Origin of the sequence: Geotalea toluenoxydans JCM 15764 (assembly GCF_001311985.1) — a bacterium.
In the GTDB taxonomy this organism is placed as follows: Bacteria; Desulfobacterota; Desulfuromonadia; order Geobacterales; family Geobacteraceae; genus Geotalea; species Geotalea toluenoxydans.
Genome location: NZ_BBCJ01000032.1, coordinates 37,459 through 53,843, shown reverse-complemented (window position 1 = coordinate 53,843; position 16,385 = coordinate 37,459). Strand labels below are relative to the sequence as shown.

15 protein-coding genes and 1 pseudogene are annotated in these 16,385 nt (G+C 50.2%); 10 read left to right on the top strand and 6 right to left on the bottom strand.

Going from position 1 to position 16,385, the window contains the following annotated elements:
- Nucleotides 1-36 precede the first annotated feature (36 nt).
- From yedE to JCM15764_RS27185, 5 genes and pseudogenes are all read right to left on the bottom strand, one after another.
- Nucleotides 37-792, bottom strand: a complete 756-nt coding sequence (gene yedE / locus JCM15764_RS17670; RefSeq protein ID WP_243689337.1) for a YedE family putative selenium transporter — start codon at nt 790-792, stop codon at nt 37-39.
- Nucleotides 771-1,067, bottom strand: a complete 297-nt coding sequence (locus JCM15764_RS24900; RefSeq protein ID WP_243689336.1) for a YeeE/YedE family protein — start codon at nt 1,065-1,067, stop codon at nt 771-773. Before JCM15764_RS24900 ends, yedE begins: the two co-directional genes overlap by 22 nt.
- Before the next feature lie 2 nt (nt 1,068-1,069).
- On the bottom strand, nt 1,070-1,612 hold the full coding sequence (locus JCM15764_RS17665) for a tetratricopeptide repeat protein (protein ID WP_054698093.1): 543 nt from the start codon (nt 1,610-1,612) through the stop codon (nt 1,070-1,072).
- A gap of 7 nt (nt 1,613-1,619) precedes the next feature.
- Nucleotides 1,620-1,967 (bottom strand): phosphate/phosphite/phosphonate ABC transporter substrate-binding protein, encoded by a 348-nt coding sequence (locus tag JCM15764_RS27190; RefSeq protein WP_279384532.1) that lies wholly within the window; start codon nt 1,965-1,967, stop codon nt 1,620-1,622.
- A 107-nt stretch (nt 1,968-2,074) separates the two neighbouring features.
- Nucleotides 2,075-2,392 (bottom strand): annotated as a pseudogene (locus JCM15764_RS27185) (PhnD/SsuA/transferrin family substrate-binding protein); the annotation flags it as partial.
- 756 nt (nt 2,393-3,148) lie between these two features.
- Between JCM15764_RS27185 and JCM15764_RS24895 the strand changes: the two are divergent.
- The 6 genes from JCM15764_RS24895 to JCM15764_RS17635 all read left to right on the top strand — a co-directional run bounded on the left by JCM15764_RS24895 (nt 3,149) and on the right by JCM15764_RS17635 (nt 10,536).
- A complete protein-coding gene (locus tag JCM15764_RS24895; RefSeq protein WP_243689335.1) occupies nt 3,149-5,113 on the top strand; it encodes a cadherin-like beta sandwich domain-containing protein in 1,965 nt (654 codons plus the stop codon).
- The gene (locus tag JCM15764_RS17650) at nt 5,110-6,996 is read left to right on the top strand and encodes a CxxxxCH/CxxCH domain c-type cytochrome (RefSeq protein ID WP_054698087.1); all 1,887 of its coding nucleotides are present in this window, start codon (nt 5,110-5,112) and stop codon (nt 6,994-6,996) included. Before JCM15764_RS24895 ends, JCM15764_RS17650 begins: the two co-directional genes overlap by 4 nt.
- A 145-nt stretch (nt 6,997-7,141) precedes the next feature.
- Nucleotides 7,142-7,384: a hypothetical protein gene (locus JCM15764_RS24890; protein WP_243689334.1), complete on the top strand. Its 243-nt coding sequence runs from the start codon at nt 7,142-7,144 to the stop codon at nt 7,382-7,384.
- Nucleotides 7,385-7,951: 567 nt separating this feature from the next.
- Nucleotides 7,952-9,217: a hypothetical protein gene (locus tag JCM15764_RS17645; RefSeq protein ID WP_054698083.1), complete on the top strand. Its 1,266-nt coding sequence runs from the start codon at nt 7,952-7,954 to the stop codon at nt 9,215-9,217.
- 15 nt (nt 9,218-9,232) lie between these two features.
- Entirely contained in the window at nt 9,233-9,724 is a 492-nt protein-coding gene (locus JCM15764_RS17640; protein WP_054698081.1) for a hypothetical protein, read from the top strand.
- Nucleotides 9,721-10,536, top strand: coding sequence for a TolB family protein (locus JCM15764_RS17635; RefSeq protein ID WP_243689333.1), 816 nt, complete (start codon nt 9,721-9,723; stop codon nt 10,534-10,536). Before JCM15764_RS17640 ends, JCM15764_RS17635 begins: the two co-directional genes overlap by 4 nt.
- 34 nt (nt 10,537-10,570) lie before the next feature.
- On the opposite strand, the gene JCM15764_RS17630 is transcribed toward JCM15764_RS17635, so the two are convergent.
- Nucleotides 10,571-12,160 (bottom strand): tetratricopeptide repeat protein, encoded by a 1,590-nt coding sequence (locus tag JCM15764_RS17630; RefSeq protein ID WP_243689332.1) that lies wholly within the window; start codon nt 12,158-12,160, stop codon nt 10,571-10,573.
- Between the two features lie 219 nt (nt 12,161-12,379).
- On the opposite strand from JCM15764_RS17630, the gene JCM15764_RS17625 reads away from it, so the two are divergent.
- The 4 genes from JCM15764_RS17625 to JCM15764_RS17610 all read left to right on the top strand — a co-directional run bounded on the left by JCM15764_RS17625 (nt 12,380) and on the right by JCM15764_RS17610 (nt 16,268).
- Nucleotides 12,380-13,411 (top strand): cytochrome c biogenesis protein ResB, encoded by a 1,032-nt coding sequence (locus tag JCM15764_RS17625; protein ID WP_243689331.1) that lies wholly within the window; start codon nt 12,380-12,382, stop codon nt 13,409-13,411.
- Between the two features lie 144 nt (nt 13,412-13,555).
- Nucleotides 13,556-14,380, top strand: a complete 825-nt coding sequence (gene ccsA, locus JCM15764_RS17620; protein ID WP_054698071.1) for a cytochrome c biogenesis protein CcsA — start codon at nt 13,556-13,558, stop codon at nt 14,378-14,380.
- Nucleotides 14,381-14,404: 24 nt separating this feature from the next.
- Nucleotides 14,405-14,950 carry a hypothetical protein gene (locus JCM15764_RS17615; protein ID WP_243689330.1) on the top strand — a complete coding sequence of 182 codons (546 nt, stop codon included), beginning with the start codon at nt 14,405-14,407 and terminating at the stop codon, nt 14,948-14,950.
- A gap of 49 nt (nt 14,951-14,999) precedes the next feature.
- On the top strand, nt 15,000-16,268 hold the full coding sequence (locus JCM15764_RS17610) for a B12-binding domain-containing radical SAM protein (RefSeq protein WP_243689329.1): 1,269 nt from the start codon (nt 15,000-15,002) through the stop codon (nt 16,266-16,268).
- Nucleotides 16,269-16,385: the final 117 nt, after the last annotated feature.

Sequence of the window (16,385 nt, the reverse complement as noted above, 5' to 3'; positions counted from 1 at the left end):
ACTCCTAGGATTGACGCTGGCGATTCAGCAATGATGTCAGCAGAATAAATATGAAGCCGGCGAGAACTGCCACTTTGCCGTAAAAAGGAACACCGGCGGCGGTTCCTGCCAGTGTCCATGATTGTACGACGCACCGCCGATAAGCATTCCAACGACCACCAGACCCGCATCTGCGTCCCCTTCACCTGATTTTATCAGCTGTCGGAACGGGCAGCCGCCGATCAGCATCGATATCCAGCCTGCCAGGAGCATTCCGAGAAAACTCCATAGATGGTCCAGGTGGGCTCCCGGTTGTCCGAACATACCGGGATGAAATCTGCCGGAGCTGATGCTGGTGATAGTTCCTGCAGCAACGAAGGTCAGGAATCCCCATGGCATATGGGACCTGAAACCCATTAGAATAGCGTCGCGGACGCTACCGGTGATGCAGAATCTGCTTCGCTGGGCAAAGGCTCCTAGCAACAGACCGACGCCAAGGGAAACGGCCATTGGTGCATATTGTGCTGCGCTTCCTGTGCCTGAAGAAAGGATGAATGCCGGCGGGAATATCATGAACAGCAGCAAGATGCAAAAAAAAGCAGGGATAAGCAGACCGCTGCTGCCGGTTTGCTTTCCGGAACTCCCCAATTCTACACCATTGGCCAATCCCTTGAGACCGATCCAGACACCTGCAACCAGGCCGGCAACTCCCGCCAAAGCGGTGAAATCCCCGGCTGTCAAACGGAGAAACAGCTTGATAGGGCAGCCTATAAAGACGGCGCAACCGATTATCAGGAATATCCCGGCAAACAACCGGGGCAGCGGATTGTTGCCCCATGGGCACGAAACTCCCTGAAAGCGGCGGCGCTCACCATGGCGCCAAGGACAAAACCGACCAGTTCAGGACGCAGGTACTGCATGCGTGAGTTATCGTGAAAACCCAATGCTCCCACACTATTCTCCATAAAGCATGAAACACAGATGCCGGAGTTTTCGGGATTACCCCAGACGGAGAGCAGCACTCCGAAAGTCCCCATTAAAGCACCGGTAACAACAATGATCCAGAAATGCCGGTCTTTCAGATTCATTCTTACTCACATCCCCCTGCAAGGCGGCTTCTAAGGTAATTGATATTTTTAACTGCAGCGGCCAGGGAAATGTTGTCCGGGTTAGCCCTGGCTCTCCTGGTTATCTGCTGTCCTTCATCGACAAGACGTTTTACATCATCGCGTCTTGACAGGGGATTTTTACGGTCAATGTAGTCGCCGCTTAATTTTATGCCCCGGACATAACTGGAAACGGCTTCTTCTATTGCTCCTGCCTGATGGAGGATCTGCCCTTTCAATATATAACCGTGGGCTTCACCCGGGTAGGAACGATTGAGCTCATCCAGTCGCAGGAGGGCTCCCTGCATGTCACCACGCAGGCGCAGTTCCTCCACGGGAGCATATAGTTTTTGCAGCAGGGTGACTCGTGCCTGGAAAGCCATCTCCCTTTCCATTGCTTTCGAGGTGGCGACGGCTGGGGCGTTTGTTTTACCGGATGAGGTATGTCTGCCAATCAGCATGGCCAGGGCCGCAAATACCATGAACAGTAACAGCCAGAGCAACTTATCGAATCGGTCTTTAAACACACGAGCCTCAGTATTTTTGATAGGGGGGCATATTCACACGGCGGGCCATGTCGCGAATCGTGTCATAGTCCTTGTCAAGCAGCTGCTCATATCCATCGGCCCAGGCAGCCTTCAGCACCTTGACCTGCTCGCCGTTGATTTCCACGGTATCGGTCGGTTTCAGTTCGAGTAGCGCCTGGCGGAACTTTGCGACAAGCTCAGGATCGGTCTTGGTTGCTGCTCCGAAAGTGCAGTACGGGATGAGGGGAGTCTGGCCAAGAATGACAAAATCATCGGGTGATATTTTTCCTTCCCGTGCCATAACCTCAAGATCCAGCAGAGGGGCAGCACCAACGTCATACTGCCCGAAAAGCACCCCGTAAACCAGTTTTTCATGCTTGTACGAACCTGAAGGGATGGCGTAAAAGGCGAGATCTTCCTCCGGTCGATGCCTGACCGCAGCATCAGGTCGTACTCGGCAAGGTAGCCGGTTGGTGCCAGCATCGGCCCAAAGACCATCCTTTTGCCGCGGATGTCGGACAGCTTGTTTATGCCGCTCCCTTTGCGGGCGATAATGGCGCCACCGGTACGGGAGCCGAAATTGCCGCGCTTGTCGGAGGCAATAATTTGCAGTTGGTAGTTCTCACGGAGAATAATATAAAGTAGGGAGTTCGTATGGGTGAAGGCAAATTCGCCATCGCGAAACCGCTTTTCAAAGTCGTGTGTATCGACCGGAACGGCCACGAAATCAACATTGAGCTTTTCCGAGAGATAACTGGTAAGCGGCTGAAAACGTGCCATTGTCTCCTGCTCGTTATTGCAATTCATATAACCGATACGCATCATCGGCCTCTTGCTTCGCTCCCGGCAGCCTGCCATCGAAGACATCGCAAGTATTAGCAGGATGAATAGCATAAATAAATAATGCCTGCTGAAGATTCCGTGGACCATATGGTGGTCTCCAATCAAAATGAATATGGAGGTAATCTAACAGACTAAACAACGCTAAACAACAATTTTGGGCTCGGGGGTTATGCTTTTTGAACTGCGGCGCAAAAGATCAGTAAGGCATGTGTCTTGACAATTGCTAATAATGTATATAAGGTTCCGGGCGATTTCGACTTTGGTTCCTGGCTATTGCATCAATGGTCAAATGACTGTCGGCGTCCGTTTTACAACGTAATGGATCTTGCTCTGCCGGCAAAATTGAAAGAGAGGGGGTGGATACGGCGTTGGGGTAACTTGCTGAATTTACTCAGGGTCGCATATTCATGTTAAAAAAATGTCCACGTAAAACCTGGGCTAGCCAGGAAAATTTGCTGTTTTATACCAGCCGTTTTCAGACCTTGCTTGGTGCTTTTGCTTTAATGGGAGGGTTGCTGTCCGTATTATGGGTACTGTTTTTGCATTCATTAGCTCCTAGAATTTTATTATTTAAAGGCAAGCGCTGATGAAAAAGGCTTCTTTTAATACATTTTGATTACTACTGGACTAAGGGGTAGAGATTATGGGTAAGGTTATCGCTAAGAAAATCAGAGGTTGAACTTATGGGCAAAGGTGGCGCTGACGCTGGTGTTTACCTTGACTCTGTCGGTGTTCATGTATGAAGGGTGGTATAGGCCGAATACCGCAACTGCTGCTGCTAAAACATTCTACATAGATGATAGTTCCGGGACAACAATTGCTACAGGAGTCGTAACAAATACGGTGAGCACAACGAATCCAACATCCGCTACTCCGACTCCTGATATTAATATTTTGAATGCGACAACGGCTGTTACTACTTCAAATAGAACAACTGGTACCTATACGGCTGGCGCCACCATGTTGGAGTCAATCTACAACACCGCATATGCATCGGCAACAACGGTAACAGGGACGTCATATTTTGGAAGGTTAAGGGACGGCTCCGGTGGATATACGGTTGGATTTCAGCTTTTTTATGTTGCAGCAAACGGCACCAAAACAAATTTTACGGGGTCAGTAGCCACCCAAACATTAACTTCTGGGGCCAGCGCTGATTATACGGTGAGTCTGTCAGGCCAATCAGCAACGGTTCCTGCAGGTGCCAAACTAGGGATTCGCGTTATCTATGTGTCTGGTTCAAGTACAGACGCACGCGTATATTATGGTAGTACAGCTGCTGTTTCCGGTGGCGCGGGAGGGGTTGTTATCGTCGATGAGACTGCTGCCGATAGCACCCCCCCGACCGTTTCCTCGACCACACCGGCAAACGGCGCCACAGGTGTAACACCTAACACCAGTCTGGTTGTGACCTGGAATGAAAATATTAACTGCGCCACCGTTGGTTCAGCCGATATCACCATGGCCGGGGCCACCATCGGTACCCCAACCTGTACTGCTCCGACCAATACCGCTACTTATCCCATCTCAGGACAAGCCAACGGAACCACCTACAATTATACGATTGGTGGTGTCAGTGATGTTGCCGGAAATACAATGGCAACGACTTCAAGTCGAAGTTACACAACAGTTGCTCCTTTATCGTCCAACGCAAATTTGAGCAATTTGGTATTATCCAGTGGAACATTAACACCTGTCTTTGCCAGTGGCACGACCAGCTATACTGCCTCGGTTGCCAACTCCGTTACTTCGATAACTGTTACTCCGACCGAAGCAGATACAACTGCTAGCACGACGGTTAATGGTATAGCTGTCAACAGCGGCACAGCATCAGGCCCCATCGCTCTTGCTGTTGGTGATAATACTATAACTGTGCAGGTCACCGCCCAAGACGGCACCACGACCAAGACTTACACAGTCATAGTCAATCGTGCAGCTGCCGCATCGACCAACGCTAATCTGAGCAACCTTTCTCTGTCTGCTGCTGCTTTGAATCCGACTTTTGCCAGTGGAACCATATCCTATACTGCATCGGTATCAAACCCCGTTACTTCAACCACTGTGACACCCACTGTTGAAGATCCGACCGCCACTGTTAAAGTTAATGGCACCACGGTAGCCAGTGGCACTGCATCCGGTTCTATTGCTCTAGCCGTCGGCTCGAATACCATAACGACGGTGGTAACCGCCCAGGACGGCACAACGACAAAAACCTATTCGTTGGTCGTTACGCGTGCAGCAGCTGTAAATAGTACGACTGCCGGTGCACTGACCTCTTCTAATATAACGTCGAAGACTATCACCGTGACAGCACCTTTCACCGGTGACGACGATGGCGATAATACCTGTGTTATCAAATGGGGAACCACAACTGCTTACCCTAATACTGCCACGACGGCACGATCCGGCAGTTCTTACATTGCCAATCTGACAAACCTTACCGAGTCCACCACCTACTACTTCCAAGCTACCTTTACTGACCCTGACGGTCGTACCCCCGCTAATGGTATAGTGACAGGTTCATTTGCAACCATCGCCTATGTCAATCCCCTGATGCACAGTGCTGCCAACCTCGACCCGACCAACGCAAAAGGCTACGGTAACTGGGGCGCCGGTAAAGACTGTACCTGGTGCCACACCTCGGCACTACAAACGTGAAACAGGTTGCCCAGCAGATAGCTACACCCACCGGCACCAGGAATGTGACCTTTACCAGAATGACATCCACCGTTACAGCGGCTATGGATCTCTTAGGTAACGATCAGCGGTCGACTCTGACCCGTTCGACCAATATCTGCGAAGTCTGCCACCACCAGACAAATTTCCACCAATACAGTTCTTCAGTAAAGACGGTTGGTAAATCGGTGACCTCGAATGACCACTACAACCGGGCTGAATGTATTAAATGTCATCCCCACAGCAAAGGCTTCAAGGGGAATGGACACAATGTACCTCTCTATGCCACCAGCGCAGGCCACACGGATTGTTCCAGCGGCATAGGCTGTCATAACAACAGCGACCCTGGTGCAACCTATCCAACTGCAAGCACGCCGCCTGACTGCCGTGCCTGTCACACCAAGGGCGATCCTTTAACTGCCAATATAGCTTGTGGCAGCTGTCACGGTGCGGCTGGCGGCAATGGCGAGCCGAACGGCACTGTCTATCCAGACATAACGGGTAGCCATCCTGTTCATACTGCTGCCACTGTCTGTACCACCTGCCACAATATTGGCGGTACCGGCGGTAATGCCGACCATGGCAAGGGAAACAGAGGTGCAAATCTCGCTGTCGTCAACTTGGATTCTGCTCTTGGGTTCGCTGCAAACAGCTGTTCAAATGCCAGTTGCCATGGGAACGTATACAGCCCCACTGGATCAACTCCCACTCCTGCCTGGGGGTCGACAGGAAATGGCTGCTCTGCCTGCCACAGCGTCTCCATCGGCGCAACCGGCCCTGCTACCGGCAGTCATGCCAAACATGGTGCCTTTGCCTGTACCAATTGCCATGCACCAGGAACCACGGCAACCAGCTCCCCATCCGTTGTTGACGGTCATACTGACGGCAATATCGACATAGTGAATGTGAACTACCAGCCGAATGTTACCAAACACCCAGCCGATAATGGCTACAGTAACTATAACTGTACCACCACTTGTCACGGGAGCCCCTACAGCTCTGGTGCTGGCACAACACCTGTCTGGGGTAGTACTGGTGCCGGTTGCGGAGCCTGCCATAATGGAGTCGGTGCCTTTGTCGCCTATTCTACCCCTTCAACACAAAGCGGTCCCAATACCGGAAGTCACTCTGCCCATATGAATTATGGCCGTTATGTTTGTGACGAGTGCCATACAGGGGCAGTTTCCGGTACCAGCGGTGGTGCAGCCCACGGTGATACGGATATCGACGTTACGAATCAGGGTTACCCTACCAACGTAGTCAAGCATCCTGCAAACTCAGGTTATTCCACCTGTACCGCGGCCTGTCACATCACTACCACTTGGGGGCTTAATACGCTTAAGTGTACCGATTGCCATGCAGCGGCCATCACCCGTACTAAAGGCCGGCCAGGGAAGCAACTTGCTGCTGTGACGGCCGAATTCGGCAAGACTTACGGGCACAAGAAAACAGGTCGTACAGCAGTTGCAGATGCTGATTGTATTGTGTGTCATCTGGAGGGCAACTATACGTCTCAGAAGACTTCTAAATATCACGCGGACGGCAACATTGACCTGCGTGACCCGGATGTACAGGGTGAAGCACCGATCACCAACATTGCAGGTGGTGCATTTACCTTCCAGCGTTTCTCCACATCCTATGCGGCTGGTTCCAGAACTACCACCGTTAATGAAACTATCGCCAATGTCGTTACCCAGAAGTTCTGTCTGAAGTGTCATGACAACAACGGTGCCACTAACACCACAGCCCGTTCCAATAACGGCGGTACCGGAACACAGTACATGCCTTTCGGCGGTATCCTGCTCGGCACCAACTACACTGCCGCCAATGGTGCTACCGGTCCTACCGGCACACAAGCTGGTTGACGTTAAGGCGCAATTTGCCACCGCTAACTCGTCGTTCCATCCCGTTCTCGGGCCGAGAAAGGCGGGCTATCCAACCACTAACCGTTTGGCTGCCCCATATAACAACTTCACCCGAACTGCAGGAACCATTGCTAACAGTGTTATTATGAACTGTTTCGACTGTCATAATCAGACCAGTACAACCCCAATCGGCGGTTTGACACTGCGCACCGTTGTCGCCCATGGCGGCGCTCAGACCATCCGTGGCACGGCCACCACCTCCGGCACAACACTAAGCGCCACCAATGGCGTCAAACTCTGTATCGTCTGCCACACCGGTACGACACTAATACGGCAGCGAACCATGCCAGCGGTTCCGCGTTTACCTCCAGCGCCAACGGCGGTATGACAAATTACTTCCGCTATGCTTGCAACTGTTGCCATGCAAGCAACTACGATACCGCGGTCGTCAGGCCGGTGCGTGCTATGGATGTTCATGGTGTAAACGTGCTGCTACTACCGGTACAAAATCTGTTCGGTGGGCAGGCACCTCCACCGGTACGCCGGCCACGGTCAATGCTCGTCCTTATGCATTTATCAGGAACACGACGAAGCTTTCCGACCACTCTCCGAAGCAGATCGGCGGTACTACCTACTCTGCAAACTGTAATATGACAGGTACCAACTGTAATCAAGGTCTGAAGACCTATACTGTTGGTGGTGTCTACTAGACCTGACTAGCCAGTCGGTAAGCAAAGGCCCCGCCCGCAAGGGCGGGGCCTTTTTTTGCGTAATTTCCATCTGGTTAAGAATATCAGTCACTAACCTAATCGAATTTCGATGTGTGAAGAGAACTCAGCATGGACGATGTTAATTTCAGGAATCCCTTGGCATATGTAACTATCTTGATGGTTAGCTTTCTGTTGTACCGTTCTCATGTGGCTATTGTTCAGACATTGCAAGGCGAGACAGTGACGTGGCAGCGATTGCAGGCGGTAAGATCTCAACTTATCCAGCCAGCACTGTTTATGCGACTCTCAGGTCCCTTGCCGTCAGCGGGCAATTGCCCGTCGGGCAGAAATTCCGTATTACCGACTTCAGAACCAGGCACACGATACCGCTTACAAGCGAGATCAATACAGGCATGCAAGAGGTCCTGGTAGTTACTGCCATGTCGCCACATGCACTTGAACCCATTGCTTTCTCCGAAAGCTACCCGCAAGACGTCATAGAGTACGAGCTTGTAAATACTTTACCCGATCCTGCTTTTGATAAAGGGAGGATCTTATACAGGCGGGACACCCGCAAAGACATCTGGTCATTTGAAGACTGGAGAGCTATCAAATACCGTCGTGGGCGTAACTCCACCACAGGAAAATTCACTGAAATTTCCGACTTTTCTAAAGGGTATGTTGATTTATACCCTTTCAACAACTCACCTGATCCTTCCTTTACTAATCGCGTGCATGTGGGTAGAGCCAACGGTTCCCAACTAAGTAACATCGTTGTGGGTACTGGTAAAAGTGCTGTCAGTGACGATATATCCATCGGCTCTGGATGTAACAGCATCACCATAGGGGACAATTCGGATATTATCGATATCGGCAACGTCAATGGCAACATCACCATAGGTGACAATTCTCACCATATTAGAATCGGGGTCTGCAGTGATTATACTGTTGTCGGTGACCGTTGTTCATATATCAATATTGGGATGCAATCTTGTTCCATAGTGGTTAAAAATGAGGTATTTAACAGTTCCGTAGGTGACAATGTGAGACCCATGGTATTAGGGAACGGTGTACCCGTTGGTGAGATATATGTTGGAAATGGGATATATATCGATCCTCCGCCGGTTATAACTGCACCAGGATCTCTGGAAAAATACCGATCAACACTATCCGCGGTGGTTGACGTTACCGGGCAAGAACACCTTTTCCTGGACAGTTTGAAACATGCAGGCATTATTCGACTGACCAGTAAAAAGGGCGCACAGTCAATCTCAAGGATTTTCAAAACTCCCGACCCAAATGAAACTGATTTTCCTATTGAACTTCGGCCGTCACCCGGACTTGTTGTTACTGTGGTAGGTACCTCTTTTGAGGCTCTGAGTGGCGATGGCCAAATCTTGGTGCAAGGGAACCTGGTTCTTGACGGTGACAAGGGAGACAGCGTCATTCTAAAAAGAAAATCTGTCGGGCAGCATGCAATTTTTACTGAAATCTCAAGGTTTATTTACTGAGGGAATGGGAGCGCCATGAAAAACATCTGCTGTTTACTCATTTTTTTATTTTTGTCTGTCTGTCTTGCCGCCTGTGATCATGGTTCCAGGAATCAACAGAAGGTTGGGTTTGTAAGGGACTCTGTCAAACTAGCCGATGTTCCGAAAGATTGTGCGGTTGGTGATGCCTCTTTTAGCCCGCTGGGGCAGGGTGTTGTTATAACGGTAGCAAAAGATAACAAGCAAACGATCTATGCGGGGTCAGAATCAGGAGCTTTCTACGACTCCATACGGGACCTCTTGTTCTCAGAAAGCGGTACCAGTTATGCTTATATCGCGGTTAATAATGGTAAGGAGCATGTTGTTGTTAACAAAGAAGAAGGAACCGCCTATGACAGTATCGGCAAGATTATTTTTGCCCCTGGCGGACGAATAGTCTATGAAGCAATGGCGAGTGGTAAATGGCAGGTCGTCTCAGATAAAAAAGTCTCTGAAAGTTTTGATGGGATCATGAGCCGCCGGTTGTGACATCGGATGGTAAAAGAATTTCCTACATTGCACGTCATTCAGGATCGCAGAAAAGCAACCTTGTCATTTGTAACTCGGATTTGGACGATTGTTGGACTGGGAACGCATATGACGCGCTTTCTCCAATAAGGACAGACTTATCGGGCTTCCATCTCTCCTATATTGCTACAAAAGGGAAGAAGCAGGGAGTAATTACCGTAAACCTTCAGGAATCCGGGTTAAAAGAAACCGAAAGCAACTGGTACGACAAAATTCAGTCCTTTGAAATTTCTGAGGGGGGTGGGTATCTGGCTTTCCTTGCCACACAGGGTGAGCAAGATCTTCTGGTCAAAAATGGTGCGGAAACACGGGTGCCACATTATGATAGTGCTTTCGATATTGCTGTTTCTAAGCAGGGTCAGGTAATTTATACAGCAATGGTCAAGAACTCTGTGCGTGCTTACCTTGATGGCAGACGGGTCGGCTCAGATTACGCAGAGATCAATGCGCCGGTATTCAGTCCTGACGGCGGCAATTATGCGTATGTTGTCAAAAAAGGAGAAAAATACGCTGTGGCGGTAAATGGTAAGGAAGGCCCATCATTTGATATGGCAGTTGAACCACGTTTCTCTCCAGATGGCAGTCGTGTGGTTTACAGGGCTCGGAATCGCGGGGAGCGATTTGTTGTTGTTGGCGATACTAAAGCCCAAACGGTGAAGGAGCACCCCCATTATGAAGCGGTGTGGCGTGTTAATTTTGCGCCAGATGGCAAATCAGTTGCATATGGAGTCAAGATGGGTCAACAGTTTTGGTGGAAACACGAGAACTTGTAATGCAAACAACCTGCAGGGCAGGTCATTTAACAATTTATTGGGTGTGCTGTCCAAGTTCAACCAATTTTGACTGTATTCCTGGTCTAGCTTTATCCAATTCCCTGTTGGGGGTTTTCAGAAAACGAGTAAAGTCAGCAGCTGCTTCTCTGTATCTGCCTAATTTTTCCAGTGCAGCTCCCCGGTTCAGCAAAGCTTCAGCATCCTCTGGGTTCTGTATCAGTGCTTCATCGTAATGGAGCAGTGCTTCATCATACTTGCCTTGTAACAATCGTATGTATCCCATTTGTGTGTGAAGAAGGGGAAAAGTGGGATTGAGAGCCAAGGTGATTGCAAATTCACGGTCTGCACGTTCCGGATCTTTTGCCAGATCGAGAAATGCTGTCCCGAGATTGTGGTGGCCGAAGGCCTCCTCCGGATGCTTTTCCACATAGTCCGAGAACAGGGTTATGTCATTTTCCCATACCCTGTTGCGCATGATGGTGCATATTGCAAGCAGCACCAGTATTGACGCTACTGTAGCCAATCCATATCGGGCGGCCCTGTTATCGGCAGACAGAATCTTAGCAGACAGTTCCCCAAGAACCAGCCACAATCCGAAGCCTGCAAGATAAATGTAACGATCAGCCATGTGGGCGCTGGGGAAAGGTATGATGCCGCTGGTTGGCAGCCAGAAGATCACGAGCCATGCCATTCCAAACCGCATTGTTTTACTGCCGCGGGTAAAGAGCCAGGCCCCGGCGGCGATGATGGCTATCCAGCCTGCAGCAAGTGGGAGGGCAAGGGTGTGCAGATCGTCAGGGATGATATAGTTCATGCTTGCTGCTGGTGGCCACAGTATGGTCAGTAGGTAGCGGGGGATAATGTAAATATTATCGGTCAGCCGGGAGAAAAGACCAGGTGAAATGGGCATTGAAGGTCCGGCATTGGCCAAGGCGTGGCTTCGCAACAAGAAATAAACAAAGAGCGGCAAGATGTACAATGCGAGCCTGCGCGCTGCTCGGCCCCACCCATTCGGCCCGTCGACTTCCTGAGATCGTACTTCGATGGCGAAGATGAACGGTATGATAGCGATGGCAGTCTCTTTGGAGAGAAGGGCCGCCAGCAACAGTACAGATGCGATGGGCGCAGACCACCGGTGGTGGGTGGCAATTGACTTTGCGTGCAGCAGGTAGGCTGACATTGCAAAAAAGGTCGCAAGGAGCGTATTGCGCCCGCCTGAAAGGAATGCCACACCTTCGGTATTGATTGGATGGACGGCAAAAAGAAGGGCGGTAATAAGTGCTGCCCGGTGACCGGCAGTGATGCTCCTGGCGAGGAAATATGAGAGGATGGCATTCAAGATGTGCAGAATAAGATTAGCCAGGTGCATCAACGTTGGGTTGAAGCCGTGCAAACGATATTCAAAGAGAAATGAAAGAAGGGTAAGGGGGCGGTAATAAGGGGTGTGGTCAGTTTCCCTGGCAGTGTCGATGCTGCTGAATGGAGTAAGGGTACTGCCGGTCAAAATCGGGTTTTTGACAATAACCAGAACATCGTCCCAGGCAAAACCATTGAAAAGAGTGATTGCGTACACTGCGATTGCAACCAATCCAATAACTATTGTTGCTGATCTATTTTCGTGCATCTCTGTTAATCCTGTAACTGATTTTGTTCTCGTATGTTATAAATCGTGCTGGAAAAGATTAAAAGTGATTTCTGCCACTGTAAGAACATAAGCAAGATGTCATTGCATGCAAGGCAGCAATCATGTTAAAGTCACAATTTCTGTAAAAACATTGTTCCTGGGGCTTCCATTGTTTCGGCCCGCGAAAGAAGGGAAGCTTGCATCCCCTGAAGGCAGATCATGACCAAGTTCAAGAAATTACCTGAAGCCGATACCGAAGAAGCTGAACATTTCCCACTTGAACCACGTTATCATCCCATTCACAAAATCCCTCGCATAGCATACGATTTCTTGGCCTCAGCCAAACTGGCGATGGCTTTGCTGGTAGCTATCCTGATCTGCAGCCTTACCGGGGTAACCATACTTCGCGGCCAACGTGCATGGGAGCTTATTTTCAGCACGGTCTGGTTTAATGGAATTCTTGTGCTTCTTGTGATTAATGTGGCTTGCTGCTTTTTCGGTAGAATCTGGCACCGGCGCATTACCATCATTTCATTCGGCATGATTCTTTTCCATGTCAGTTTTGTATCTATTCTTGCAGGAATCGTTTATAACAGCCTCTTTTATTTCAGAGGTAATATCAGGCTCACTGAAGGAGAGGTCCTGCCTAGCGGTGATGTCAATAGTTACGACAAGTATGAGCATGGACGCTTCTTTTCTTTTTCCCGCCTGAAAGGTGAAACCTCACTGATCAAGATGCATCGAGGGTTCCGGATAGAGAAAGAAGATAAGCGAGCGGCATACGAGATTGAAGTTGGCGAGGCTGGGCGGAAAAGTCGTGGCATCATCTATATCACCCACAACCTGACCCATAAGGGATTCACCTATTACACCGACAGGGAGGGGTATTCGCTGCTGGTGGTACTCAACGACTCTAATGGCAAAGAGATCTATGGTGCTCATCTTCCTCTGCAGAGCCTAAAGCAACGAAACGACACTTATTTATACGCCACAGGCACCAAAGAAGGTCCGGCTCCATTTGCTTTTCCCCAGGCGCCCCTGCAACCGCTCATGGAACTGCAGCTTTTTTTTTCTCCCTCCCAGCTTTATGAACGGGGAGGAGACGTTTCCTACTTGGTCAGTCCGTTGACAAAGGATAATAAAGGAATGGCCGATGCGGTTGTGGAAGAGGGAAAGGTTGCAATTGGGAAACCGTTCACTGCTTTTAATTACCGGCTTATCCCCAAAGATGTGCGTTATTGGGTTGCATGAACGTGCGTTACGAGCCGGGTAAACCGATAGTACTGGCAAGTCTGTGGGTTGGTTTTGCCGGGATGCTCATTACTACCATCGGACGGATGATGCGAAGTCGGAAATCTTGAGAAGCTAAATTTCAATTCAGAAGGGGGATAAACCATGAAACCAGCACTGATGTTTTTCTGGACAGCTGTTTCACTGTATGGCCTGAGTACTTTCAGCTATATTTTCGGCATGATAGCCAAGCAGGAGAAGTTGTTCACCATTGGGCTATACAGTGCAGTGGCCGGCTTTATTCCGCATGTGATAGCCATTGCGCTTCGCTGGTCTGCAACGGGGATCACGCCTTTCATCGATATTTCCGAGTCCCTGACCCTCGGGACATTCATGGCGGTTCTCATTTTCGTTTTCTTTCAGTTTATTTCCAAAAAAGTTCGTCCTCTGGGAGTACTGATAATTCCCGTGGTTTTCGTCCTGCTTGGCTGGGCCGGCACCTTGATGAAGGAGGTAGCCACCTCACTGTCTCCAGCCCTGCAAAGTGGCTGGATCTGGGTGCACATCGTCGGGGCTTCGGCGGGATTTGCTTCCGTACTTGTGGCTGCCGGCCTGGGTCTCATGTATCTTCTCAAGGAGAGGAAATCCGGAGGAATATACGACAGGCTTCCCGACCTCGGTGCATTGGATATTTTATCCTACCGATTTGTTGCCGGGGGGTTCATCATGTACGGCTTGATGATGATTTCAGGCTGTTTCTGGTCCAACCAGGTGAAGGGCAATTACTGGGGATGGGATCCGGTGGAGGTCTGGTCACTGGTTTCGTGGCTGGTCTACGGCATTTATCTCCACCTGCGCATTACCTTCGGATGGCGCGGCACCAGGCTTGCCTGGTATGCGTTGATAGCTTTGATCTTCATGATTGTGAGCTACTGGGGCATTCCTTTCGGTGTGGAGACCTTCCATTCCGGGTTCAGGATTGAACACTGAAAGATTTGGGAGGGGTTTGTAAGAATGCGAAAGATGGTGTTGATTGTTGTGGTTAGTGCTTTATCGTTAGTCGGTGCACATGCCGGGCTTGGTTTTGAGAGTCAAAAAAGGGGTGTGGTATCAAATACGGCAGGCGCCATTGTTCCGGCCGGCGTTCAATCACCACACGCTACCGCCGGCAATTCCAGGTCTGGTACCACCGGGATGACTGGTGTTATTCAGAGAGCCTCTCTCCCTGATTATAAGGCGATGACAATAGGGGAAGCCTTCGGCAAATATGGATATCTCAAAAAGAAGGAATGGCGTGAGACCAGGGCGGCAAACGGAAATATTTTCATCGATTTTACCGGTTATGTTCCCGCCGGTTGGTTTGATTTTAAGATGAAGAAGGCTGGTGTCTCTGCCAGGGGCTTAGAAGTTAAATTTGTCATTTACCCTGATGGCGCGTATGGGCTAGGGATGGTATCAAACGTTGAAGTACGGACAGATGGAAAGATCTACCGAACTCCCCGGACAGATGCAAAGACTGTTCTGGATGCTATTTATGCAAACCAGAAATTCAAACTTTAATCATGTGTATCCCTGTATTCCTGCTGCAGTACTAAAAGGTATTCAATAGATGAAACTCTGCATCATTTTTCCGCCCCTTCCTTTTGGCTGGACCCCTGTTGCTCCGCCTATACTGGAGTATCTTGCTGCTCTTACGCGCAGGGAAGATCCCACTATCGAAATTGAGCTGATCAGCGCCAGTGCCACTCCGGAAGCCATTGATAAAATCCAATGTGACCTGGCGTCCATTAGTATCCTGACCCCCACCGCCGTCCCGGGATATCGGATAGCCGATGCTCTCAGGACGCGTGGCATCAAGGTGGTGTTTGGCGGTATCCATGCTTCATCCATGCCTGAAGAGGCCAAATCCCATGGGGATGCCGTGGTGATCGGTGAGGCGGAATCGGCCTGGCCCCAGGTGCTGCGCGATTTCCGGGCCGGCCAGCTGAAACCTTTCTATCGTGGCGAACAGCTGCCCCTCAATGATTTGCCCACACCTCTTTACGGAAAATTGGGTGGGGGGCATCAGTTCCGTGTTATCAATACTTCGCGAGGCTGTCCGTATAACTGCACATTCTGTTCGGTAAAGCCCTTTTTTGGGGCAAGCATCCGTTTTCGTCCCATTGAGGATGTGGTGCGCGATGTGTGCGCGATCCCTGAAAAGATGTATATCAATGGGGACGAGAATATCTGGTGGGAGGGGTTCGAGCAGCGGGCAATTGATCTTTTTACCGCGCTCAAGGGTAGTAAAAAGAAATGGATGGGTTTCGGCAGTTTGCGCCCTGTCCTGTCCCCGTCAGGGTCGCGCATGCTGAATGCGGCCCGTGAAAGTGGCATGTTAACCGCATGGGTCGGCTGGGATGCCATGACCGACGAAGCTCAAGGCATATGGAGCCAACGGCAAAATCGGTGTCGACCGCGAGAGGGCTGTCCGTACCTTAAGGATCACGGGATAGACGTATCTCTCTTCTATATGCTGGGAGCCCGCGAGGATTCCATTGATGACTTCAAACGGTCGGTGGAATTGTGCGACCGACTGGGCGTCAGCATGCATCCTTCACTGGTTGTTCCCTATCCGGGAACGGAACTGGCCCGGCAGTATGAGCCATACCTGTACAAGGAGCTTGGTTGGGAATACTACACCGGAGCCTTTGCCCTTTTTGAGCATCCCGACCCGGCCATGACCGCTGATGTACGTGAAGAGAAATTCCACCAAACGTTTCTTGAGCTGCTCAGCCTGAAACGGGTCTGGCTGCATATGCTGAGAATTCCCCTTGCAGGTTTCCCCTATGCCCATCTCATTTCGCTCATGTCCCAATTGCCCATCAGAAAAGGGTGAAGATCGCCTTTGAGAAGTGGAAAGCTTCCCATAAGGCAGTCAGCGAAAAAAGATCACGATGAACCTGGAGCAGTCATAAAGCCTGCTGAATTCTATTGGAAATGAGAAAGGGGGAAT